Origin of the sequence: Pyxidicoccus sp. MSG2 (genome assembly GCF_026626705.1) — a bacterium.
In the GTDB taxonomy this organism is placed as follows: domain Bacteria; phylum Myxococcota; class Myxococcia; order Myxococcales; family Myxococcaceae; genus Myxococcus.
Genome location: NZ_JAPNKC010000001.1, coordinates 2,462,281 through 2,481,476 on the forward strand (window position 1 = coordinate 2,462,281; position 19,196 = coordinate 2,481,476).

General features: G+C 66.2%; 16 protein-coding genes. 9 read left to right on the forward strand and 7 right to left on the reverse strand.

The genetic code is table 11. From position 1 onward, the window contains the following. Positions 1 to 16: 16 nt before the first annotated feature. Entirely contained in the window at positions 17 to 1,906 is a 1,890-nt protein-coding gene (locus tag OV427_RS08770) for a pyruvate kinase (protein ID WP_267855661.1), read from the reverse strand. A 249-nt stretch (positions 1,907 to 2,155) separates the two neighbouring features. On the opposite strand from OV427_RS08770, the gene OV427_RS08775 reads away from it, so the two are divergent. After that, positions 2,156 to 3,142: a M91 family zinc metallopeptidase gene (locus tag OV427_RS08775; protein ID WP_267855662.1), complete on the forward strand. Its 987-nt coding sequence runs from the start codon at positions 2,156 to 2,158 to the stop codon at positions 3,140 to 3,142. Between the two features lie 81 nt (positions 3,143 to 3,223). Here OV427_RS08775 and OV427_RS08780 read toward each other — a convergent pair whose 3' ends face one another. Then, complete coding sequence (locus tag OV427_RS08780; protein WP_267855663.1) at positions 3,224 to 5,383, reverse strand: Kelch repeat-containing protein; 2,160 nt, start codon at positions 5,381 to 5,383, stop codon at positions 3,224 to 3,226. Between the two features lie 109 nt (positions 5,384 to 5,492). Here OV427_RS08780 and OV427_RS08785 point away from each other — a divergent pair, with 109 nt between their 5' ends. Beyond that, on the forward strand, positions 5,493 to 7,955 hold the full coding sequence (locus tag OV427_RS08785) for a GH25 family lysozyme (protein WP_267855664.1): 2,463 nt from the start codon (positions 5,493 to 5,495) through the stop codon (positions 7,953 to 7,955). A gap of 608 nt (positions 7,956 to 8,563) precedes the next feature. Here the strand turns inward: OV427_RS08785 and OV427_RS08790 are convergent. Further along, positions 8,564 to 8,725 (reverse strand): hypothetical protein, encoded by a 162-nt coding sequence (locus tag OV427_RS08790; protein WP_267855665.1) that lies wholly within the window; start codon positions 8,723 to 8,725, stop codon positions 8,564 to 8,566. 337 nt (positions 8,726 to 9,062) lie between these two features. Here OV427_RS08790 and OV427_RS08795 point away from each other — a divergent pair, with 337 nt between their 5' ends. After that, complete coding sequence (locus tag OV427_RS08795; RefSeq protein WP_267855666.1) at positions 9,063 to 9,479, forward strand: hypothetical protein; 417 nt, start codon at positions 9,063 to 9,065, stop codon at positions 9,477 to 9,479. 84 nt (positions 9,480 to 9,563) lie between these two features. Here the strand turns inward: OV427_RS08795 and OV427_RS08800 are convergent, their stop codons facing one another. Continuing rightward, a complete protein-coding gene (locus OV427_RS08800) occupies positions 9,564 to 10,112 on the reverse strand; it encodes a hypothetical protein (protein ID WP_267855667.1) in 549 nt (182 codons plus the stop codon). A gap of 366 nt (positions 10,113 to 10,478) precedes the next feature. On the opposite strand from OV427_RS08800, the gene OV427_RS08805 reads away from it, so the two are divergent. Beyond that, positions 10,479 to 10,742 carry a hypothetical protein gene (locus tag OV427_RS08805; protein WP_267855668.1) on the forward strand — a complete coding sequence of 88 codons (264 nt, stop codon included), beginning with the start codon at positions 10,479 to 10,481 and terminating at the stop codon, positions 10,740 to 10,742. Between the two features lie 29 nt (positions 10,743 to 10,771). Here the strand turns inward: OV427_RS08805 and OV427_RS08810 are convergent, their stop codons facing one another. After that, a complete protein-coding gene (locus OV427_RS08810) occupies positions 10,772 to 12,433 on the reverse strand; it encodes an LVIVD repeat-containing protein (protein ID WP_267855669.1) in 1,662 nt (553 codons plus the stop codon). Between the two features lie 773 nt (positions 12,434 to 13,206). On the opposite strand from OV427_RS08810, the gene OV427_RS08815 reads away from it, so the two are divergent. From OV427_RS08815 to OV427_RS50755, 3 genes are all read left to right on the forward strand, one after another. Then, positions 13,207 to 14,400: a helix-turn-helix transcriptional regulator gene (locus tag OV427_RS08815; RefSeq protein WP_267855670.1), complete on the forward strand. Its 1,194-nt coding sequence runs from the start codon at positions 13,207 to 13,209 to the stop codon at positions 14,398 to 14,400. A gap of 349 nt (positions 14,401 to 14,749) precedes the next feature. Next, positions 14,750 to 15,508: a hypothetical protein gene (locus OV427_RS08820; protein ID WP_267855671.1), complete on the forward strand. Its 759-nt coding sequence runs from the start codon at positions 14,750 to 14,752 to the stop codon at positions 15,506 to 15,508. Beyond that, on the forward strand, positions 15,487 to 16,320 hold the full coding sequence (locus tag OV427_RS50755; RefSeq protein WP_420718254.1) for a matrixin family metalloprotease: 834 nt from the start codon (positions 15,487 to 15,489) through the stop codon (positions 16,318 to 16,320). The genes OV427_RS08820 and OV427_RS50755 overlap by 22 nt, the downstream gene beginning before the upstream one ends. 872 nt (positions 16,321 to 17,192) lie before the next feature. On the opposite strand, the gene OV427_RS08825 is transcribed toward OV427_RS50755, so the two are convergent. Both OV427_RS08825 and OV427_RS08830 read right to left on the reverse strand, forming a co-directional pair. After that, complete coding sequence (locus OV427_RS08825) at positions 17,193 to 17,417, reverse strand: transposase domain-containing protein (RefSeq protein WP_324290054.1); 225 nt, start codon at positions 17,415 to 17,417, stop codon at positions 17,193 to 17,195. Positions 17,418 to 17,693: 276 nt separating this feature from the next. Then, the gene (locus tag OV427_RS08830; RefSeq protein ID WP_267855672.1) at positions 17,694 to 18,446 is read right to left on the reverse strand and encodes a hypothetical protein; all 753 of its coding nucleotides are present in this window, start codon (positions 18,444 to 18,446) and stop codon (positions 17,694 to 17,696) included. A gap of 160 nt (positions 18,447 to 18,606) precedes the next feature. Between OV427_RS08830 and OV427_RS50760 the strand changes: the two genes are divergently transcribed. Together OV427_RS50760 and OV427_RS08840 are read left to right on the forward strand one after the other, a co-directional pair. Then, the gene (locus tag OV427_RS50760) at positions 18,607 to 18,933 is read left to right on the forward strand and encodes a transposase (protein ID WP_420718352.1); all 327 of its coding nucleotides are present in this window, start codon (positions 18,607 to 18,609) and stop codon (positions 18,931 to 18,933) included. A 105-nt stretch (positions 18,934 to 19,038) separates the two neighbouring features. Beyond that, positions 19,039 to 19,182, forward strand: a complete 144-nt coding sequence (locus OV427_RS08840; RefSeq protein WP_267855673.1) for a helix-turn-helix domain-containing protein — start codon at positions 19,039 to 19,041, stop codon at positions 19,180 to 19,182. The last annotated feature ends 14 nt before the right edge of the window (positions 19,183 to 19,196 follow it).

Sequence of the window (19,196 nt, forward strand, 5' to 3'; positions counted from 1 at the left end):
GGCTCCTCGAGGCTTCTCAGGGGCTCGAGGGGCCGCCCATCAGGAGTGAAATCTTCAGGGGGCGGAAGAGATTCCGCTTCTTGAACTGGTGTTGCTCCATCTTCCGCAGAATCACATCCAGCGTCCGGCAGGCGTCCACCACGTGTGCGCCCTTGTTGAGCATGACGCACTCCGCCTGGACCGACATGGAGGCGTCCGTAATCTCCGCACGGGAAGGAATGCCGGTCCGTGCCAGGGTATCGAGGACCTGCGTGGCCCAGACGACGGGCAGGTGCGCGGCCTCGGCGAACCACATGATTTCCTGCTGGAGTTCCGCCAGGCGCTCGAAGCCGATTTCGACGGCCAGGTCGCCCCGCGCAATCATGAGGCCGACGGGGGTGTGCCGCATGGCCTCCAGCAGCAGCCCGGGAAGCGATTGCAGCGCGCGCGCCGTCTCCAGCTTGACGATGATTCCCGGCATGCGCCGCCCCGCGACCGCGCGAATGGCGGCGATGGCTTCTCGCAGGTCGCTCGGCGTGCGGATGAAGGACACGCCCAGGACATCCGCGAACTCCAGCACCTCCGGGAGCACCTCCAGGTCCTTGCGCGAGACGACGCACGCGCGCAGGTCGCTGTCCGGGAAGTTGACGCCCTTCTCCGCCCGGACCTTGACGCGCGCCTTGAGCGTCCTCACCACCCGCGCGGTCGCCTGGCGCGCATCGACCTCCTCGACCACCGCTTCCACCTTGCCGTCGTCCAGGAGCACGCGATGTCCTGGCTTGAGCTGCAGCGTGACGCCCGGCATGTCCAGGCCAAGCCTGGGCGGGCCATGCGACTCGGGCCCGTCGAGCGACTCGCGCACCCCGGGCGAACCTTCCACTGCGTCCATCCAGAGCTGGAAGCGGTCTCCGACGGACAGCTCGACGTAGCCGGGGCGCTGGGGGATGGCGCTGGGGAAGGCCCGGCCCAGCTCCTCGGCCCCCCGCATCCAGACGAGCTCGGTCCGAGGCGTCAGGTAGCACGTCTTGTCGAGCTCGGCGAAGGCCCCGTGGGACTCCACCTCGGTGATGCGGAAGCGCCGCTCCCGCTGGCGGCTGTCCCAGGTCTGCACGGTGTCTCCGACACGCATGCCGTCGAGCCAGGCGTCGGGCACGCGGAGCGGAGGGGGCGCATCCTCCGGAGTGGGCGGGGCGGAGGCACTGGCGCCAAGCAGGGGAATGCGCAGCGCGCCGACCACGTGCCCCAGCGAGTCCTTGCGCGGGCGATACCGGAGGACGGCCGGGCCCGGGGAGACATGCGTGGTGCGAATCTTCGGCCCTTCCAGGTCCACGAGGACGCGCACCGGGCGCCCCATGCGGCGGGCGACCCGGCGCACCACCTCGGCCGTGCGGCGCCACACGCCGGGACTTCCGTGGGCGCTGTTGATGCGCAGGACGTTCATCCCCGCCCCCAGCAGGGCGGCACACTCCTCCTCTGAGGGCGGCTCCACGTCCCGCGCCGTCACCATGATGTACACGTGGCGCTCCCGCGGTCGGGGGCCCAGGAGCGCCTCCGTGTGCTGGTGCAGGAGCCGCTCGGCCTCGTCGCGGCGCAGCCCCCCGGGTGAGGGGACGGGCGGAGGGCCGGCGGGCTCCGGAGCGCCGCGCGCGAGGGAGTCCTCGATGCGCTGGACGAGCTCGTGGAGGCTGGAGAGGACGGAGCCCTCGCTGCGTCCCAGGGAGGAGAGCCCCACCTCGCTCAGCTCCAGTTGGAGCCGGCGCAGCTCGAGCTGTCTCAGTGCCACGTAGGCGAGCAGGTTCTCCGCGCTCGCGCGGTAGCCGGGCTGCACGGCCGCGAGCGCGCCGAGGTTCGCCTCGACGAAGCCCGTGACATGCCGCTGGACCTTGAGCACTTCCGCATGGATGTCTTCGAGCTGCTGGCCGGACATGGGGCCCTCGCGTCGAGGTTCTCGGCTTAAATTGCAGCCGAGGTGACGGGAAGGCACCGCCGGGGTGGTAACTCCGGTTACCAGCCGGTAGGCGCAGTGACCAGGCGCCCGGCCTGGAGCCCTCCCAGGTGCCTGTGGAACCCCCTGGAATCACGGAAGCCCGCGCGAGAGGCCCGACGCGGTCCGGCCGGCACGGGAGCTGCTCTGGTGTCGGAACGTCGCCCACCGCCGCCCCCCCAGAGGCTCCCCATGAAGCTCCGCTCGAAGCCGTCCCTCTCCCTTCTCAAGTCCTCCCCTTCCACGCCGTCCGCCTCGCGCTCCCCGAGCCCTGGCGCCGCCGCGAAGCCGGACGCGGCCAGCGCCCCGAAGAAGCCCAACGCCCCGCGGCCGACGCCCGGCGAGCTCCAGGCGGGAAAGAGCCAGCTCAAGCCGGCGGACCATGGCGTGGTGCACCCGGACCTGCCGGGCATCCGGACGCGCCGTGACAGCGGCCAGTCGGGCGCGGACTTCGCGGACTTCACGTCGGACGTGCGCAACTCCACACACAAGCTGATGAGCAAGCCCGAGGGACATCGGCTGATGACGGAGCTCAACGGCCGCACGCAGGCGGTGAACCCCGGCGTGACGGGCACGCCGTACAAGCCGGTGACGGTGGCCGACATCTCCTCGGGCCGCAACGACGCACGCATGCCCATGTCCCACGCGCCCCGCCACGAGGGCACCTACGACTCGCTGCGCCCGGCGTACCGCCAGGACGGCCAGCCCGGTGCGGGCCGGCCCAGCAACATCAAGTACAACGAGCAGGATGCGGGGCCGCGCTTCAACAGCCTGGGCCACGAGTCCGTCCACGCCTGGCGCGCGTCCAACGGCCTCCAGGTGAGCCCCCTGGCCGTCAGCAAGCACGACAAGGCGGACGTGTTCCAGCGATTCCCCGAGCACTCGGCCGACATGAAGAACACGCTCGAGACGCGCCTGCGGCTGACGGAGGAGTTCGAGACGGTGGGCCTGCGCCCCACGCCGCACACGCCCGCGGGCTGGGCGCCCAGCGAGAACAAGCTTCGCGCGGAGCATGGGCTGCCGCAGCGCCAGGACTACTCGGGCATGCGCCCCACCGGGAACCAGAACGACGTCAACCTGGGCCACTACGACGCGGGCTCCGACAACCGCAACTTCTTCCAGAAGCTGCGCGGCGAGCCCACGCCCATCGGCCGCATCCTGGGCGACCTGGAGAAGTGAGCATCGTCCGGGCCCGCAGTGCCGGGGCCGTCGCTTCGCCAGCCATGCGAAGCGACGGCCTCGTCGGTGCGGTGTCTCACCTCACTGCGAATACACCTCCACGAAGCGGCTCGGCGCGCCATTCACGCACCCCACCGCCAGCGCCTCGTCGCCAGGCATCGCGGTGAGCGTGTGGCCGGAGCGCGCGGCCAGCATGCTCGCCGTGGGCCTCCAGACCTGGAAGTCCCAGTCGTACAGCTCGGCGCTGGCCAGGAAGCTGGAGGCGTTGGCGCCCCCAATCTTCCAGGTGCCTCCGGTGGTCAGGATGCCCGCGAACGGCAGGGCGTCGGTCGCGTGGTCATGGCGGGGCGTGGAGAGGGCACTCGCGGAGACCCAGACGTTGGCGCCCGGCACAAACTGCTGCACGGTGGCCAGCGAGCCCTGCCCCACGTACGAGCCCGTTCCCATCAGCCCGCCGATGGCGAGCGGCCCGTTCGAGGAGCCATTCCACTGCAGGGTGAAGTTGCTGCGCGCCTGGGCCAGGCTCGTGGTGGTCTGCCAGACTCCGGTGTTCGGGTCGTACAGCTCCGCGCTCGCGAGCCGGTTGAGCGTCGTGAAGACCAGGTTGTACCCGCCCGCGACGAGCACCCGGCCGTCGTCCAGGCGAATGGCGGAGTGGTTGATGCGGCCCGTGGCGAGGTGGCCCGTGGCGGACCACGTGCCGGTGGCCGGGTCATACAGCTCGGTGCTCGTCACGTAGACGCCGCCGTCGGTGCGCCCACCGGTGACGAGCACCTGTCCCGACGAGAGGACGGTCGCCTTGAAGGAGGTCCGCGCGGTGAGCAGGCTTCCGGTGGCCGTCCACGTGTTGGGGCCCGGGTTGAACACCTCCGCGGTGGTGACGCTGCTGTTGGCGTTGCCGCCAATCACGAGCACCCTGCCCGTGTTCAGCCAGACGGCGACGGCATTCGTGCGAGGCTCGGTCATGTCCCCCACCGGCAGCCACGACTTGATGGAGGGTTCGTACACCTCGGCGCTGGCGAGGGGACCGGAGGCGTCACTTCCGCCTGCCACGAGCACGTTGAAGGACATATGCGTGGCGGTGTGGCCGCACCGGGCCGTGTTGAGCGAGCCGGTGGCGTTCCACACGAAGGTGCCCGGGTCGTACAGCTCCGCGGTGGCCGTGGTGCCGCCGCCGGCGACGAGCACCTGCCCGGAGCGCAGCAGTGCGACGGACGCGCCACCGCGGCCCGTCGTGGCCATGGTGGGGCCGGCGCTCCACGTCCCGCTGAACGACGGGTCATAGAGCTCCGTCGCGCCCACGTTGTCGACGAGGAACACCTTGCCCGACGGCAGCACGGCGGTGCGGGGGCTCGAGTGGTACTGCACCAGGTTGCCGGTATAGGACCAGGTGTTGGTCGCCGGGTCATACAGCTCGGTGGTGGTGCCACCGACGCCGCCCACCACCAGGACCTTGCCCGAGGGCAACAGCATCGCCTGGTGGTAGTAGCGCGCCGCCTTCATCGAAGGGCCCGCGGTCCACGTGTTGGTCGCCGGGTCATACAGCTCCGTGGTCGCCAGGTTGAGGCCGCTCCGGTTGGTGCCGCCCGCCACGAGGACCTTGCCCGAGAGCAGCCGCGTCGCCGTGTGCCGGTAGCGGGGGCCGAGCATGCTCGCGGCCGCCGACCACGCGTTGCTGGCCGGGTCATACACGTGCACGCCGGCAGTGGGGCCCATGGGCGAACCGGAGACGGCGCCACCGGTGATGAGCACCTTGCCCGAAGCGAGCAGGACGTCCCGGGCCTGGCTGCGCGCAAGCGGGCTGACGGGAGTCGCCGTCCAGGTACCGGTGGCCGGGTCATACAGCTCCGCCGTGGCCGAAACGGTGCCCGCGAGGCAGCACGGATGGCCATTGGCCACCAGCACCTTCCCGTTGTTGAGCAGGGTGGCGGTGTGCTCCGAGCGAGTCGCAGTCATCGCGCCGGTGGCCGTCCAGGTTTCCGTCACCGGGTCATACAGCTCCGCGGTCGCTGTCGGCGTCGACGCGCTGCTGCCCGCGACGAGCACCAGTCCGGAGGGCAACACCGTCGCAGTGGCGCCCGAACGGGCGGACAGCAAGCTGCCGGTGGCGCGCCACGCGGGCGTCGCCAGCGCCGCGCGCCAGGTGTCGAGGGTGCCGGCCCCCGTTTCGGGCGCCTCCACGCCACAGGCCGCGCAGGCCAGGAGCAGGAGCATGGAGGGAATCACTGCCAGTCGTTTCATGATGAGTCGCCTTGGATGGAGTTGCGTCGAGCACAAAAAACTGAATTCCAAGATTATAATGATTCTCTGGTTCTCGACGAGAGCGTTGTTTCCATCCCAGAGGAGCCGCATGAACAGCAGATTCCGTCCAAGGCGCATCATCTCGAACACCGTGAAGCTGCTGTTGGGGCTCGTGGTCCTGACTGCCTGCGGAGGCCCGGAGACGGAGGGCTCCGCAAGCCCTGACCCTGTCACCCAGGAAGACCAGGCTCTCGCGCCGGCCAACGTGCAGTCCTTCTACGCGGAGTCACGGTGGGGGACCCGCTTCGGAGTCACCGGCCCCTACTACGGCCCCCTGGGCCACCGGGGGCTCGACATCTACGCGAGCGCCGGCCAGGCGATTCCCGCGCTCCGCTCGGGCATCGTCCGCCGCGTCCAGTACTCCTCCATCGTGGGACACACCATCGCGGTGGAGTCCGCGCCCGGTGACTTCTCCGGGTACGACCACGTCATCCGGACGCGCTTCTCGGTGGGCGACTACGTCCAGCAGGGTGACACCATCGCCTACGTGGCGGGCGCCGGAGATGACCACGGCTCCGCGTGGACCGGGCCGCACCTCCACCTGACCCGAGGCGCCACGGACACCTGCGTGTTTGGCGAGTCTGTCAGCGACCCCGCGCCGCTCATCCGGAACGTGCTCGGCACCGGCACCGGCGGCGGCACCGGCACGGGCGGCGGCACCGGGGGAATCCAGGTCAGCATCGAGGAGGGGAAGACGCTCCAGCGCGTGGCCCAGCGGGGCGGCTACACGGGCCCGGTGGACGGCGTGCCCGGGGTCAACACGTGGAAGGGCGTCCAGACGGTCCTCACGGGCAAGGGCTTCTACTCCGGCCCCATCGACGGCGTTCCGGGTGAGAACACCTGGAAGGGCGTCCAACGGCTCGCCCAGCTCGGCGGGTACACGGGCCCAGTGGATGGCTTCCCGGGGCAGTACACGTACGCGGGCCTCAATAACTGGCTGGCCCAGGACCCCGGGACGCCTCCCCCGTCGGGGATGAGCGGTGTGTATGGGATTGATGTCGGCACGACGCAGCGGAACCTGGACTTCAGCGCCATCCGCAGCGCCGGCTACCAGTTCGCGATTGTCAAAGCCGGAGGCTCCAATGTCTCCCCCATCTACGTCGCGCCGTACTACGCACAGCAGGTCGCCAGGGCTCGCGCGGCCGGGCTCCTCGTGGGGCACTACTGGATGGCGGGCTCGTACAACCCCGCCGGTGACGCCCAGTACTTCATGGACCACCTGTATGACTATCGAGCGGGTGATTTGCTGGTGCTCGACAACGAAGCCATCGACGACGGCATCTTCTGGAACGACTCCCTGACCGCGAGCTTCATGCAGGCGGTCAAGACACGCCTGGGGAAGGCACCGTTCCTGTACACCTACTCGAGTCTGCTCAAGGCCAACTCCTGGCCGCAGACGCAGGCCGTGGGCTCGAAGCTCTGGATTGCGCACTACACGGGCACGCCGGGCAACCCGAGCATCGGGACGGCCTACCCGACGTGGGAAATCCACCAGTACACGTCGTCCGGCAACCAGAACGGGATTCCCCTCGACCTGAACGTCGCGAAGCTGTCCGCGTTCGCCGGACTGTCCCAGCCCCCGTCGGGTGCGACGGCGCCTCCGCCGACGGCCATCCCCGGAGGCAGCTCGGGCGGCGGAACCCCCGTCATCACCGTCCAGCAGGGAACCACCTTGCAGAACCTGGCGCGCCGGGGCGGCTATACCGGCCCCATCGACGGCATTCCGGGGGCCAATACCTGGATGGGAGCCCAGAAGGTCCTGCGCACGCTGGGGTACTACGACGGGCCCGCCGACGGCGTCCCGGGCATCAACACCTACAAGGGATTGCAGCTCCTGGCCCAGGACGGTGGCTACACGGGCCCCATCGATGGCATCCCCGGGCCCAATACGTACAACGGCATCCAGGCGTACCTGGACGGGTCCTCCGGCCCCGTGCCGCCCGTCACCAATGCCCAGGGGGTGACGCTGCAACGGATTGCCCGCGCGGGCGGGTATACCGGTGCGGTGGACGGCGTCCCCGGCGCGAACACGTGGAAGGGCATCCAGCAGGTCCTCGGCGGCTATGGCTACTCGGGGCCCGTGGATGGCGTCATGGGCACCAACTCGTACGCGGCACTCCAGCGCTTCGCCGCGAAGGGCGGCTACACGGGCCCCATCGACGGCGTCATGGGCACCAACTCCTGGAAGGGCGTGCAGACCGTGCTGCGTGGGTTTGGATATACGGGCCCCATTGATGGCGTCATGGGCACCAACTCGTACGCGGCGCTCCAGCGGGTGGCGCGCCTGGGCGGGTACATGGGCCCCTCCGATGGAGCCCTGGGGGTGAATTCGTGGCGGGGCCTCCAGACCTTCCTGAGCGGCGCCGGGTACACGGGCCCCGTGGACGGAGTCCCCGGAACGAACACCTACAAGGTGCTCCAATCCCTGGCGAGCCGCGGCGGCTACACGGGGCCGATTGACGGCATCCCCGGACCCAACACGTACGCGGGCCTGGCGAACCTCCTGGACTGAATTGCCTACACGGTCCCCTGACTTGCGGCCCGGAGCCACACCTCCGGGCCGTGCCAGTCGGGGCAACCGGCCCCTCTACACCAGCCCTCACCTTCAATAGGCCTCTCATCTACCCCATGCTCAAGAGGGGTTGCTGGAATTGACGGAAATGCGGCTTGTGGGGCAAGCTCTGCCCCTGCCAATAGTGGCAGGGTGCGAACAGGGCGGCTCCATGAACATTCAGCGTGTCGTGTGTGTGGTCGGCGTAATCATTGGCATCAGCGGATGCGGCGCTGTTGATTCCGAGCACCGAATCGCACGAGATGGGAACGAATGGTCCGTCACGTCGCCCGAGGGCAACATTGCCCGCGTGCCTTCTTACGAGTTCTCCCGCTCTGAAGTTCGGACGGAGGATGGAGTTTCGCTTTCTCCGCCCGAGGTCAGCAGCGCGGCTATCTGCTGCAAGAATTGCGTTTTCAACTCGGATGGCACGTTCTCCTGCACGGATTGTCATACTTGTGCGGACACTGTTCCCGAGGCTGGAGCGGTGGCTGCGGAGTAGAAAGGGGCAGGAGCCGCGCAAATAGTTTTTCAGGAAAGGGTTCAATCTCGAGAGGGACGATACCTTTTCAATCTCGAAAGCCTCTCTTGCACGGTTTCTTGGTTCCCCTCGCCGTCATCGACTTGAAGACGGGCCAGACCATGGCGTCCACGCGGACATCGCGCGCGTGGCCGCCCTCCTGGCCGGTGAAGCTGGAGAGCTGATCCTCCAGCTTCTCGTGCTTGCCCACCAAGGGCTCCCATGCGCAGTGTGGAGGCAGGCCGCGGTACCCCAAGGGCTGCGCGGCCTCTCCACCGGCCCGGCGCACACCGCCCACACCATGCGGTCGCGCACGACGCGCCATTCGGTCGGGCGCTCCTGCCGCGAAATCATTCCGCCCCTCTTCCGCGCACCTGTCGTGCGCGGCGGGCGAATCACGACCAGGGTCATATTCACCGCATCGAGGGGTGGAACGTCTTCTGTGCGTGGGGACGGTGAGCGTGGCCCTGGGGCCGGGTGGTCCGGCCCGATGCACCCGTGCGCCGTAAGGGCCGCCGCGCCGTCTCCCTCACGTCAGGAGACTCGTCATGCACTCGGTTCACCCGGCAGTTCCTCGCGGTTCGTCTCACGGTGTATGGCTTCGGCGCACGCTGCTCGCCGCGGGCCTGGTTGCCCTGGCGGTAGGTGTCAGCGGTTGTCCCTCGGAGTCCTCCACGTCGGGAAACAAGGCGGCGGAAGGGTCGGCGGCCGACAAGACCCAGGCGGAGGCGCTGGCGAAGAAGGACAAGTGGCAGGAGGGCGAGGCGTGCGTGGCGCACAACGCCCCGGATTGTCCCTCGGACTATCGCGGGGAGTGTCGCTCGGCGCGTGCCAACGGGTGCTCCCACGACAACTGCACCGAGGCGAAGAACCAGGCGCGCGCCAACCTGCGCGCGGTCGTTCCCCAGGAGTGTCACAAGTACATCCAGTCCACGGACCGCTGCATCAACGGGCCCGGCTGCTGAGCGTCACCCGGAACGACGGGGCGTCGCGCCGGGCCGTGCCGCCTCGTCGAGTACACGGGCCAACTGAAAGGCGGGCTCGATGATTCAGGACGGGAAGAGCAGCAGCAGCGTCGTGTAGAGCGAGTACAGCGCCCGGTGCGTCTTCACCGCCGGGTGCGCCGCGGCCTTCGCGTCGGACGGGGGCGGGTCGAGCACGAGGCCCTTCGGCCCGCGCGCGCGATCGCCGTCGAGGTACGCCTCGAGCTTCACCACGCGCGGCTTCCCGTCAGCGCCCTTCGCTGAGAGCGTCGCCAGTCGCACGCGGCCCGCATCCTGCCGGGTCTCTATCTTCACGTCGGTCAGGCCCTTCGTCCCGGCGAACGCCTCGCGGAGTTCCTTCGCCTGCACGGGCGTGAGCTTCACCGACGTCGGGCCCGGCTTCTCTCGTCCCGGCATCGGCGGGGTGTCGTCGCGGCCCCAACTGCGGCTCTCTCGCGTCACCTGGTCGCCCTTCACGGTGAACGTGTACCCACTGCCGCTCGCGTCACGGGAGAACTCGCCTTCTTCCCACGTCAGCGTGAACTCGAGCGGCGCTTCAGCGGCGAGTGCCAGCGAAGACGCGAACAGGGCTACCAGCAGAACAATATGGCGCATGGCCGGCGACGATACACCCGCGAGCCCGCTCTCGTGAGCGTCAGTGGGTGAGACGGCTCAGCGACAACGACTCAGGGGCTGCGCGGCCCGTCCACCCCGCTGGCCTGAGCGTTAACCTTTGAGCCTGGCGGGGGTTAGGCTCTGTATATGACTCCTTCTTCCTCGAAATCGTTCCGAGTCCTGCTTGTCTCCGTGGCGCTGCTGTCTTCGTTGGCCCGAGCCGAGAAGCCCGACGGTCGGGCGGATCGGGCTGAGCGTGCGGCGTGCATCAGCGAGGCCACCCCACTGTTCTCTTCGTCGTGGTCCGGTCGGGCGGACTACGTGGCACGCCTGTGCAAGAAACCTTCCCCCAGCACGATCAGCTGCGTGAAGGACGTGAAGCCCTCGCTCGTCGTCATGTCGGACTGGAGCCGGCACGTCGAGAACCTGTGCAGCCGTGCCACTCCCAGCACCTCCGAGTGTTTCCTCGAGGTGAGGAAGGTGTTGTCCATCCGGTCCGACTGGTTGGACATCGCCGTGACGATGTGCCGGAGAGCGACGCCCGAGACACTCGGCTGCTTCCGTGAGGCATGGAAGCAGCGGTCATTCGACAGTGACGCGACGATCCGCGACTGCGGCGGCGGGAGGTAGCCATTCGACGTCAGGCACGCCGTGCGGCGTCAGGGCTCGTTGAGGATGACGAGGCCCCGGGGGACATTCGCCGTGTACACGTACCCGTCTCCGGGCACGCGGATGCCGTAGGTGCCCTGGAAGATGATGTCCGAGGCTTCGGGGTGGCTCTCCTGGAACGTGTTGAAGTGGGCCACCTGGCGCGGGCGCGTGGGGTTGGAGACGTCCAGCACGCGCACCCCGTCCATGTACCAGGCGACGTACAGCCGCTTGCCCACCAGCAGCATGTTGTGGACGGAGGTGACGGGGCGCATGCGGAACTCGCCAATCTTCACGATGCGTTCGGGGCTGGAGACATCCAGCACGCGGACGTGGGAGGCGTTGAACTCGGTGCCCTCGAAGGCGATGGTGCAGCCCGCGAAGGTGCCCACCGCGCTGTGGTGCGCGTAGGCGCCGTGCACGTAGGTGCCCAGGGTGCGCACGTTGTCCAGGTCGGTGACGTCCAGCACCGCGTAGCCGCCATAGGAGTTGCTGACGTAGAGGCGCCCGCCGTAGGCGAAGGCGTCATGCGGGGAGCTGAGATCGCCGTCGGGCGGCGGCAGGATGCTCTGGCGCAGCACGGGCTCCAGGGGCCGCGAGACGTCGAAGACGAGCAGCATCTGGCCGCCGGACATGGCGTAGAGCCGGTCTCCGTCGACGAGCACGGTGTGCGCGCCGAAGTCACCGCCGCCCGGCAGGCTGCGCACGAACCGGGGAGACGCGGGGTCGGTGATGTCGAAGAGGACGACGCCCGTGGCGGCGCTGGCGACATAGAGGGCATCGCCCTTCGCCCAGACGCCGTTCCAGGAGTTGTCGCCGGGCAGGCTGATGGTCGTCTTGAGGACGGTGTGCGCCCGGTCCTTCACGTCGAAGACGGTGAGCCCGCCGAGCCGCCCGAACTTCGGCAGGGAGACGACGTAGGCGTGCTCCCTGGCCACGTAGACGTCCACGGACTCGCCCAGGGGCACGGGCGCCTCGGAGACGAGCCGCATGCCGCCCGAGGACTCCGCCTCGCCCGCGGGCCACGTCATCCGGTGCGCCTCGAAGGTGCCCGTCTGGGAGAAGCGGCCATCGCGGCAGCGGGCGTAGCAGCCGGTGACGAGGCCCGGCGAGGGCACCTTGCAACCCACCAGCGCGGTGACGGTGGTGACGTTGAGGAAGGTGCGCTCCGTGGAGAGGAAGAAGGCACCGCCGTCGGTGTTGCGCACCCGGAAGGGCGAGTTGTTGAGGGTGCCGCCGCCATCCACCTCCAGCTTGAAGCCGGCGGACAGGCCGCTGATGCGCGTGCCGCCATCCGACAGGCGCGTCTCCGCGCGCAGATCGGCCAGGTAGACGCCAGAGGCCCCCACGCTGGCGAGCGCGTCCGGGTCGCACTGGGACACATCGAAGCGGGCCAGGTCCTCGCACGAGAGGGAAGCGGGTGCGCTCTGCGAGTCGAAGGTGCACGGTGCGAAGCGGCCCCGGTCCAACCAGTCGCCCCGCTCCTCCAGCTCCGTGTAGGTGCCGTCCCAGTCCGGCAGGGAGCCGGCGTCGGTGCCGGAGTCCTCCGTGGGCACGGAGGTACCGGCGTCGGGAACGGGGTCGGGCGCCTTGTCACAGCCGGAGAGGACGGACAATGACAGGACACACGCGGACAGCAGTGGCCGGAGGAAGGGCGGGGCAAGTCTCGTCATGGTGCCTCGTGAGCAGGAGCCCCCTCGCAAGTGGGGGACTGTTCCTCCTACGGAGTGAGGCGCGAGAGTTCCCCCCAGGCGTCCCGATGGTTGCCGCGTGAAGGGGACTTCCGCCCCGGGGCGGGAAAGGCGCCACGGGAGCCTCCACTGGCGCCAGCGTTGCAAGGTGCCAGTGACGGCCTCAGCCGAAAACAAGACTCCGTGGCACCTTGGTGGTGCCACAGAGTTCTTTGCTGCTTGGAGGCGGCGGGAATCGAACCCACGGCAAGGCGATAGAAACCCCAAGCAGGTGCGGAGGAGGCGAGCGCGGGGCTTGAGGCAGCGGCCAGGAAGGGGCGGATGAAGCAGAGGACGCCGGGAATGGACTGGGCCGAGTTTCTGAGGAGGACGTTCGACTTCGACGTGTTCGCCTGCGTGAGGTGTGGAGGCAGGCTTGAGGGTGTTGGCGTACGTGAAGGGAGCACGAGGGGTGCGCGCGATTCTGGAGCACCTGGGCCTGGCCACTGCAGGTGCGAGGCTGGCCCCGGCGCGAGGGCCACCCCAGGCCGCGAGGTGTTGAGGCGCTCAAGACAACCCACAGGCCCAGCCCAGGCTCTTGCCGCGCCCTGATGTGCGGGCGGCCTGGGCTGCAGTGTGCCCTATGGGGGTGCTCGGCCCCCTACACCGGCCTGGCACACAGCTCGGGTAGCCCCGTCCGCGGCCCTCTTTGGCCCCTCCGCTCCAGCCCTCACCTTCAACCGGCCTCCCATTTTTCTTATGCTCCACCATGTGCGATGATGGCAATCCTGTCGTTTGCTTCGGGCCCCGGAGAGACGATGCCTCACCGAACTCTCGAACATCACGAACTGATCGGACTCATCTTCGATTGCGCGGAGTCAGAGACGGGATTGGAGCCTGCGCTTGCCGCCATAGCCGACCAGTTCGGTGCGGACAAGGCGCATACGCTCATCCTACGACGGGGGGAGCTGGTCGACTCACATTTCCACGGCTACGACCACAATGGATTTCGGGATTACGAACGCGACTGGCAAGACAAGGACCCCCGGCTCGCAACGGCAGTCAAATCCCCAGGTCAGATCTTCTCGGATGTCCAGATTATCGAGCCGAGCCTCTTTGAGGCATCAGCCATCTACAACGAACTCCTCAGCAAGGTTGGCGTCCGCTACACACTATTTACAACCACCGAGATCGCTCCAGATTTGCACCTTGGACAGGCCCTCATGAGGCAGAAGCGAGCTGGTGCGTTCGAGCCGGAAGACATCCGCAGGTTCACCATACTCGTGCCTCACCTCCTGCGGGCTGTTCGACTGCGTCGGCTGGTTGCAATCCTTCGAGCCGAGCGCGACGACCTGAACCGTGCACTTGATGCGGTGGCTGGCCCCGTCGCCCTGCTTGACAAATCTGGAAAACTCATCTGCTGCAATAGGGCTGCGGAGCAGTTGCTCACAGTAGGGGACGGCATTCGCCTTGAGCGACAGATAGTCACAGCCATGATCCCACGCGAGTCACAACAGTTGGCAGCGGCATTATTGCGGACGGCAGAGTTGGCAGAAGGCACATCGCAACGGCATCCGCTGAAACCTTCGCCAACGGCCCTTCAGTTGACCCGACACCAAGGCCGCCCCCTCGGAGTGGTGCTTATGCCGCTGCGGCCTTCCAGTAGATTTCGGGAATACGCGCGCCAGACGGCGAAAGTCCTGGCTGTATTTCATGACCCCGATGCAGTCCTACGGCTGGACCCCGAGTTGATTTCGCAGCTCCATGGCCTCACTGCCACTGAAGCGCTTCTGGCGTCAGCACTAGCACAGGGCCACTCACTAGCGCAATTCGCCGCGAGCCGCGGTTGCTCTGAGCAGACTGCCCGGACGCATCTAAAACGCGCGCTCGACAAGACCGACACGCGCCGACAGTCAGATCTGGTGCGCGTACTTCTGGGAAGCGCTGCTCTGCACCTCACCCGCAGTTGAATCTCCCCGGTGCCTACCCCATTTGGGGGATGCGGCAGTCATTGCGACTCTCATAGATTGAATTGCAGCACACGGCGTCCATGTCGTGATGCTCTCTCTGTCGAGAGCTGTTTCTCGTGGACACAGTGGCTGCCAAAGAGAATCGAGAAGTCCACGCCGTCATATCGCACCTTGGATAGGCTCGAATATCCCGACAGGCGCTGTCACTACAGCCTTGGCGCGTAGCACTGCGGCACATTGCTTTGGGGGAACACAAATGAAACACTCTCGGGTTTCGGACGCTGCAGTAGAGGCTATTGCTTGCTTCGCTGCCCGCATGTCTAGACGCAAACTTGCGCGATGGTCGGGCTTGGCGGTAGCCCTCAGCAGTTCTGTGGCGCTGGCAGAAATTGACTACTTCGGTCGTGGCCCATCAGATCCGGCTGATGACACCGCGCTTGAGTTCGTCGCGGATCCTGGCGCGCCTCTGGCCGCCAGAACGCCTAAGAATCTGGAAATAGAAGTCCGAGGCACCGGCGGATATGGGGTGGAATCCACTTCGGTTGGAGCTGATTTCGACGCTTCGGTGACATTCAAATACAAGGCAGTCGAGGCATGGACTCCCATGCTCAGCTTCTCCCTCCGAGGAACCGAACTCCTTGAAGAATCGCGCGGCGGTAGCGGCGACGTCAGCCTGCGGGTGACCCCAAAGCTGTGCGAAGTGAAGAGGGAGGCGTCAAATTTTAACTGCTATGCACAAGTCAAGGCGACAGGACTCGGTGACGATTTTGGCGGCAGTGCGGATTTGGGAGTGAAGTTCCGGCGAGCCACCGCACCTCGATTTGACGTCTCCCTGTCGGCTGGCCCTCGCACTGGAGAAGCTGGGTGGGGGTACGGCACTCGTATTGCCGCAGGCTATGGTTACTTGTTTCCGCGCGGCATGTTGTTGTCGTTGACGGCCTCCATGACTGCTAGCGCAAAAAACCTTATTGCTCCGACCACCAAAGCAGGAGCCGAACTCGTATTTAAGCCCAACACAAGGCTGAATCTTGGGCTGACGGCGCAACAGCCTGTTTTCGCCCCAGAGCGTCCGATCGAGGTGGGCGGATGGCTGGCATACGTTTTCTAGCTTCGCTCTGGGTTGAATTGCGCATTGTCGTATGGATCGCCTGGGTCGCCAGTTGTAGTTGCCGTCAAGAGACTCCTCAGGCGCCCCTGGCAGTGCCGCCTGCCACCTCACAACAAGACTACCTCCCTCCGTTCGGCTATTTTCAGGTGTACGGAGAGTCCACCTCCGTCGCGAAGATTGGGCGGCGCGACGTTCCGACGCAGAAGACGGTCGATCAGGTTCAGTCCTCGCAATACATTCGTCTTACCGAGGAGTTGAACGAGCAAGCCCTTCGCGAATCCGAGGAACCTCGCTGTGGAGTTTCCGACTTCGACCGGCCACATTTCTTGAAATCAAGGCCACGCCGCCCTTTGCGCTGGGCGCAAAACAGCCTGACGTTTTCAGTTGCCCCCGATACGCCAAGTTGGGTTCTGGAAGTAGCACGTCAGGCAATCCTGGACTGGCAATCGCATACGTCATTGTCTTTCGAGTGGGTGGACGCGTTCAATACAGCCGACATTCAGATTTCCTTCAAGCCTGACCACCATGACGATCAATGGGCGCTCCGTCCGCCAACGGTCGCACACGCGTTTCCTCCAGGGACAATACTTCCTGGGCAAGTGCATTTTAGAGCAGCAGCGAACTGGGGCATGGTAGCGACTACGAAATCGCTAGACTTGCGCACCTATATGATTCACGAAATTGGTCACGCAATGGGGCTAAGTCACTCGTCCGATCGACACTCGATCATGAATGAGCATCCACGAAATGGTCAGCGAGAGTTATCTCCGCGAGACGTTGCGACGATCAGGGCGCTGTACCCGAAACCTTGACGGTCCTCCACCCCATTGGTGCGTATTGCAGGTCTGTAAAGCTGAACGGGGCGCGCACGGAGAGAGGAATGGGTCCGCGCCGCCCTATTGCCTCAATGCCTGACATTTCTGACAGAATGCCGCTTCCGCCCAGGAGGCATCCGTGACTGCCCGATTGAAGCTGACTTCTGTCCGTATGGCGTTGAGTCTGTTCATGGTCGTGGGGTGCGCGGAGGCGCCGCCCGGCGCAGCGGAGGTGCCATCCCATCTGAGGCAGCCCCTAAATGATCAACTCGGCCGCATCGGCGGCCTCACGTTGCCCACTCCCGCTCGGATTCCGCAACTCACGGACGTCGTCTCCGTAGCTGTTGCCGCGCACCTTTGTTGATGGTCCGGTGAGCCGACTGGTTGATGGCATCGGGACTACGGTTCCCCAGTCGCGTCAAGGCCTTGGCCGCCTCTGGCGGTGCCCTTCGGGCAGCCTTGACCCGACCGGAGAACCGCAGGATGGGAGCAATCAGTTTCGCTTCTCGCGAAAACTGCTGTCGCGTCAAGGAGTTGGGTCCCATCACGAGCGTGACATCCGGAGGTCCGGCTCCGTGATGGCATTCTCCACGCCTCCAGTTGGGAGTCCATCAGCCAGGGCGCTCGAAACCAGGCGTCCATCCATCAAACAACGTGCGCGGCAACAGTAGCCGCCGGCTGTGACGGGCCGGGGTAATGGATCGCAGTCGGGTCACCCAAGCTGTTCGTAGCGGGGTCGGTCAAGCGGATCGCACCAGGGTCGGCCAAGCTGGTCGGAGTCCGGAGCAGTTGGGGCGTATCCGCTGCACGAGCCCCGTCTTCCGTGAGCCGGACGGTCGCCTCATGCTGACGGCGTGAATGGGACTCTCTCAGCGCGGCGACGACTGCTTTTCGGCCGGGGCCGTGAGCGGCTCCGGGACGGTGAGCTTGCCCACCTCGGCGTCGAGTTCCGCGGCCACCAGGCGAGCGCGCGTGGCAGCCCAGTACTTGGGGGCGAGCTCCAGGTAGCGCTCACGGGGCCAATGGGCCAGCACGCGCAGCAGATCCCGGAGGTACGCCTCGGGGTCGAGGCGGTGCAGCCGCGCGGTGGCGATGAGAGTGAAGAGGTGGCCGGCCCTCTCGGCATGGTCATCGCTGCCGACGAAGAGCCACGCCTTCCTTCCGACGGCAGGTCCCCATTCATTCTGCCCATGTCGGCGAGTCCGCCGTGCCCATGCCGGCCCCGCCGCATCATCCCCCGAGCACGGCATCAGCAGCGCCGCAGGACTCTCGTAACGCGTGGCCCGAAGAACGGGGGCAGATCACCGCTAAAACGGCGCAACTTCGGATAGAAAATGAGGGCGACTTACACTCAACGATGTTGATTTCGCTTACTCATCGTCATCCGCATCATCTTCTTGCTCGGCTACGCGCACACTTGCACTTGCGAATAACTCCTTTACATCGAAATAGTCCTGCCTGCCGTCTTGGTGCCACCATCTCTCGATTTTCCACCCATCGTCTACGTGGCTCAGCTTGTCAGGCCGTAAGCCAGCATGTGTAGCTGGATTGACTCGCAATACTTCCATTCGTGCCGTCATTGTAGCCTTGAGAGATTCCCATGAGATTCTTTCGTCACCACTCGGGTCTCGAAGTAGAAACCAGCGGAGTTGGCTGATTTTATATCCTCTTACGACGACGGTGTGATCCCCAAAGTCACCAGTGTTCCAGCCGATCAGAACAGGAAGTCCTTGGTCTATCGATTCGGCAATGACGTCGAATGTGTTGTCGTGTTTTGTTTCTTGAGCGTGCACGAACCGGGTCTTATGTCCGTCATGTCTCATGATGCGATTAAGTAGGCGTTTGGCGGTGAGTAGGTGAGAGCCTCCGTAGAACCAACTCGCAAGTGCCTTGTCCGAAGTCGTGTTTACCCCATCTCTTGGGAAGTGCTTGATGAGCGGGTCTTCTACGACGAGCCCTGCCTTTCTTCGGCGATCACCGACCCCAAACATTGATTGATATTCTGGGTGGAGTGTTGCGAGTAGCATTGCACACGAATAGTACGTGCATAGTCCGTCGTGCGTGCCCTGCCGATAGTCCGGGATATTGAGAAGCTCTACGCGATCCGCTCGGGATTTTGACATGGTTGCACCTGAGTAGAGGTGTCTCTTGATCGTAGTCTCGTGAGAGCGTACCTCACAGTGAAATGAGCTTTCGCGCCAACGCCACGCCGCTCAAGAGCGCCCCTCCACGCGAGGCCCTCCGCACCAGTCCCCGCAGGCCCCGACTCCCAGCAAGCACCGGCTGCCGGACGGCACCACGCACCTCCTCTTCACCGGGTTGGAGTTGCTGCGTCGTCTGGCGTCCCTGGTGCCTCCGCCTCGGGCAAACCTCACGAGGTTCCACGGCGTCTTCGCTCCAGGCGCCAAACTACGGCCATTTCTGGTCCCTCAAACTGGTGCGGAGGAGGCGCACGCGGGGATTGAGGCAGCGGCCAGGAAGCTGCGGATGCAGGAGAGGACACCGCGAGTAGACCGGGCAGAGTTGCTCAGCAGGTCGTTCGACTTCGACGTGTTCGCCTGCGTGAGGCGCGCGCGCTGCGCAACCTCGTCGAGCGCCTCAACCTGCTGAGAGGCGACGGTCCACTCACGCTCGGGCCGGAGACTGTCCACGGCCCCTCGGCGACGGCAACGCCCCTGCGCCCCACCGCTGGGAGACAAGAGCTACCGCGAGCACGTGGAGGACTTCGAGCGGGACCCCATCCGCGCGGCGCTGCAACAGGGCGAGAGCATCGCGGGGGCCGCGCGGCTGCTCCAGGTGGACCGGGGCAACCTCTACCGGCGAATCAAGGCGCTCGGGCTCTCGGGTCCTGAGTCGTGATGCTACAGCTGAAG

What these genes read in the sequence shown, in the direction of transcription:
- OV427_RS08770 (WP_267855661.1), bottom strand. Translation starts at nt 1,906, where the DNA reads ATGTCCGGCCAGCAGCTCGAAGACATCCATGCGGAAGTGCTCAAGGTC.
- OV427_RS08775 (WP_267855662.1), top strand. Translation starts at nt 2,156, where the DNA reads ATGAAGCTCCGCTCGAAGCCGTCCCTCTCCCTTCTCAAGTCCTCCCCT.
- OV427_RS08780 (WP_267855663.1), bottom strand. Translation starts at nt 5,383, where the DNA reads ATGAAACGACTGGCAGTGATTCCCTCCATGCTCCTGCTCCTGGCCTGC.
- OV427_RS08785 (WP_267855664.1), top strand. Translation starts at nt 5,493, where the DNA reads ATGAACAGCAGATTCCGTCCAAGGCGCATCATCTCGAACACCGTGAAG.
- OV427_RS08795 (WP_267855666.1), top strand. Translation starts at nt 9,063, where the DNA reads ATGCACTCGGTTCACCCGGCAGTTCCTCGCGGTTCGTCTCACGGTGTA.
- OV427_RS08800 (WP_267855667.1), bottom strand. Translation starts at nt 10,112, where the DNA reads ATGCGCCATATTGTTCTGCTGGTAGCCCTGTTCGCGTCTTCGCTGGCA.
- OV427_RS08810 (WP_267855669.1), bottom strand. Translation starts at nt 12,433, where the DNA reads ATGACGAGACTTGCCCCGCCCTTCCTCCGGCCACTGCTGTCCGCGTGT.
- OV427_RS08815 (WP_267855670.1), top strand. Translation starts at nt 13,207, where the DNA reads ATGATGGCAATCCTGTCGTTTGCTTCGGGCCCCGGAGAGACGATGCCT.
- OV427_RS50755 (WP_420718254.1), top strand. Translation starts at nt 15,487, where the DNA reads ATGGCTGGCATACGTTTTCTAGCTTCGCTCTGGGTTGAATTGCGCATT.
- OV427_RS08830 (WP_267855672.1), bottom strand. Translation starts at nt 18,446, where the DNA reads ATGTCAAAATCCCGAGCGGATCGCGTAGAGCTTCTCAATATCCCGGAC.